Raw genomic sequence first — 3255 nt, forward strand, 5'->3', positions numbered from 1 at the left:
GGATTGGGTCCACGCATGGAGGCGTGTGAGGATCCGCCCATGGAGTGCGATGTGTGTGGACGGGCCATGTGGCGATGGCCGGCGGTGACGCATTCGGAGGACTGGTCCTGTTCCTGGTGCTACGCCTCCACCTATGTGGGTGGTGAGTGGTTCGAGGTCGCGCGGCCGCGGTATTTGCCCGTGAAGATGCGCTGGGAGAGGGCCGTTGCAGACGGCCTTCCCGCCGACGTCTCCCACGCCTTCGGCATTTTTGACAGGACGCTGTGCGGAATCCAGGAAGCCGGCATGTCGCCGTCCGACTACTGGTGGCTGCCGGAGCGGGAGAACGCCTGCGGCGCTTGCCGGGAAGCGGCGGGTGTCATTGATGACCGCTGGCCGCAGGCAATGAGGGGCGAAAATGCGCGGGTCAGCGTGGCCCGGCGACTATGAGTCCAGTTTGTCGAGCGCCACCGCGGTGCGGGGGCGGCACAGGGTCCAGTGCCCCTCGTAGTAGACGCGGGCCGTGGCGAGGTGGTCTAGCTGGCGTCGAAGTGTACCAGTGTGGTGCCGTCGTCGGCGTGGTGTGCGGTCAGTGCGATGTCCGTGGCGCCGGTGTTGGAGCGGTCCATGCGGTCTCGCATCACGCCCACGCAGAGGTCGTACTTGCAGGGGCCGCGGAGGAAGGGATTCTCGTCCGGCGGCTTGCGGTCGGGGAAGGAGGCGGCGACCCAGGTGTCGAGGTCGGCCTGTGGCATGCGGAAGGTGACCTGGTGCGTCTCGTCCAGGACTCCGTGCGACCGGTACCGCAGGTTCGTCGCCCCATCGGGGACGGGGGCCGGCAGGTAGGCGAAGGCGTCCTTGCGCGGCACTCCGTAGTCATCCTGGAACACCGCCAGGAGCACCCCTCCGACGATCCAGACGATGGACAGGGCCATCCACGCGACCCAGAGGGCGAAACCTACCGCGACGGCCAGGAATGCGTTCTCTACGACCCTGAAGGGTTGGATGCGCAGCGGCGTCAACGGCCGCTTCCCTGAAGTGCTCACGTGCCCCCCGGCCACCATGTATTGAACGTGTTCAGGATGCAGCCTATCGGACGACGCCGGCCCGGTGCACGCCAGATTGGAGGCGGGGCGGCCGCGGCCAGACTGACTCGTGCGAGGCCCGCGCGCACCGCATGCAGGGAGGCCGAGGGCCGGCACCTCCTGGCTGGAAGCCACCTGCACGGCCCTGGTCGGCTGCTTCGTGGACGCGACCTCGCCTCCCTGACCACCCCGGCCGCCTCCCAGCCCCCGGCGGCAGCCCCGCCCACGTCCCGCCGCCTCTCAACGGTCGGACCACGCATAGGCGGCCTGGGCAGGTGGCTGACCGAACGCGGAGGGGCGTGGAGGTGTTCAGGGGACGAACCGGGCCGCGGCTTACGAGGCTTCGGCGTCGGTGTCAGTGCGCTCTTCTATATTCCGGATCATGAGCGGATGGCTGCGGGACACTCAGGTGCTGGTCGAACAGGCGGCAACGTACAAAGCCCTGGCCGGGCGGGGTGAGCTGCGCGAGCTGTCACGTGCGGTGATGCGGGCCGCCTGCGCGAACGGCTCGATGACGGGGGTCGGCGTCGAGAACATGGACCTGTTGCGGGCACTGCCCGACTGCGACCGTCTGGAGCTGGCTGCATTGTGGGCCGAGTGGCACGCGCGCGTGGAGAACGACTGGACGGCTGAAGAGTTCAGAAGAGACGTCGACTACCTCCGCACGGAACTACTCATGGTTGCTTCCGGAGTGGCTCGCGGCCTGGACGGTGAGATTCTGGCCGCCGAGCGTGCGGCGCAGCTCGCCGCATTGGGCGACCAGTACGTGGTCTGGTCGCATCACCGGATCTGGGAGCTGGCCGACGCGGAGCTCGCGGCCGGGCGCATACCCGGTCCGGCGGTCCTGGCCGCCTTCCGTCGCACCGTGGCGGCGGCGACGCTGCCCGGATTCCGGCGCACGCAGGCGTCGGCGAACGCGGCCCAGGTCGGCCTGCGCGAGGTCATGGGGCGCTGGCCCGGTCCGCCACTCAACTCCGGGGAGGTCTGGGCCGACCAGGCGCTCAAGGACGCCGGCGTGGGTGGTGAGCCGTGGGGTCGGCTGCTGTCCCACGCCGCTCCGGCGACCGCGAGCGCGCCGTCGGCGGGATGGCGACGGGATTCCCTGGCCCTGATCGAGGAGATCGGCCCGGAGGCAGTGCGGGAGGCAGTGCCGAGATGGTTCGAGTTGACCGGCCTCGACCGCACGGTCCCTCTCGTGGGCCATCCGCATCTTCCATTCGACGTGAACACCCGCTTCGACGCCCACAACTCCCATGTACTGCGCGGGCTCGCCTGGACCCTCGCTCTCGTGCCCGCCGGGCCGGACACCGTCGACGCCCTCGCCGGACTCGTCGAGACCTCTCTGGACCAGCGCTCCGGTGAGGTTCCCCGAGCCCCTCATGTGGCGGAAGCGGGCGTCGTAGCACTGGCCCTCACCGCAGACCCGGCAGCGCGGTGCGAGTTGGAGACCCTCCGCAGGTGGATCCGGCACAAGGGCACTCTTCTGCGCATCGACAAAGCTCTTGATCACTTGTCAGACAGGCCCTAACGAGCTCGTGCATGGTTGGCGGTGAGACGTCGGGGCAGCGATCGCTGATCATGGTTTCGTGGTGGGGACAGCGGCTCGTGCAGCGATCATCGGCGACCGGAGGATCACGGGCTTGTCAGCCGAGGCGATCACCGAACTCGTTGTCGAGTTGGGTCCGTTGTGGCATGACCGCCACCAGGCGAGACTGGTGGCCAGGCCGCGGAAGCGTGCCGTCGGGGCTGGCGCAAAGCATCGGCTGGTCTTCGTCGACCGGCTCCTGGCCACACTGGTGCACCTCCGTCATGGGGCCACCCACGACGTGCTGGCCTGCTGGTTCGGCGTCGACCGGTCCACCGTCACCCGGGCCATTGGCGAAGTCCGGCCTCTGCTGGCCGAGCGGGGCTGCACCATCTCCCAAGGACTTCGCCTGCGGACGCTCGCCGAGGTCATCGACCACCTCGGCTCCAGCGGGCAGACCGGAATCATCGACGGCACAGAGATCCGCGTCCGCAGGCCGGCCGTCGGACGCAAGGACCGGGACAGGTTCGTCTCCGGCAAGAACAAGCAGAACGCCGTCAAGGCCATGGTCCTCACCGACGAGAAAGGGCGGATGCTGTTCTGCAGCCCGGCCGAGCCTGCGAGCTGCGCTGACATCACCCACGCCCGACAGTTGGGCCTGGTCAA

4 protein-coding genes are annotated in these 3255 nt (G+C 68.8%); 3 read left to right on the forward strand and 1 reads right to left on the reverse strand.

Annotated features, from left to right (window positions below; genetic code table 11):
- A partial coding sequence (locus IH80_RS0138055; RefSeq protein ID WP_234432537.1) for a hypothetical protein occupies window positions 1-429 on the forward strand: 429 nt, incomplete at its 5' end.
- A gap of 86 nt (window positions 430-515) precedes the next feature.
- Here the strand turns inward: IH80_RS0138055 and IH80_RS0138060 are convergent.
- Window positions 516-1025: a hypothetical protein gene (locus tag IH80_RS0138060; RefSeq protein ID WP_158943859.1), complete on the reverse strand. Its 510-nt coding sequence runs from the start codon at window positions 1023-1025 to the stop codon at window positions 516-518.
- A 421-nt stretch (window positions 1026-1446) separates the two neighbouring features.
- Here IH80_RS0138060 and IH80_RS0138065 point away from each other — a divergent pair, with 421 nt between their 5' ends.
- Together IH80_RS0138065 and IH80_RS0138070 are read left to right on the forward strand one after the other, a co-directional pair.
- The gene (locus IH80_RS0138065) at window positions 1447-2592 is read left to right on the forward strand and encodes a hypothetical protein (protein WP_030966483.1); all 1146 of its coding nucleotides are present in this window, start codon (window positions 1447-1449) and stop codon (window positions 2590-2592) included.
- A gap of 58 nt (window positions 2593-2650) precedes the next feature.
- On the forward strand, window positions 2651-3255 hold a 605-nt coding region (locus IH80_RS0138070; RefSeq protein WP_199819374.1), incomplete at its 3' end, for a transposase family protein.

It is taken from the genome of Streptomyces sp. NRRL S-378 (genome assembly GCF_000720645.1).
Taxonomy (GTDB): Bacteria; Actinomycetota; Actinomycetes; order Streptomycetales; family Streptomycetaceae; genus Streptomyces.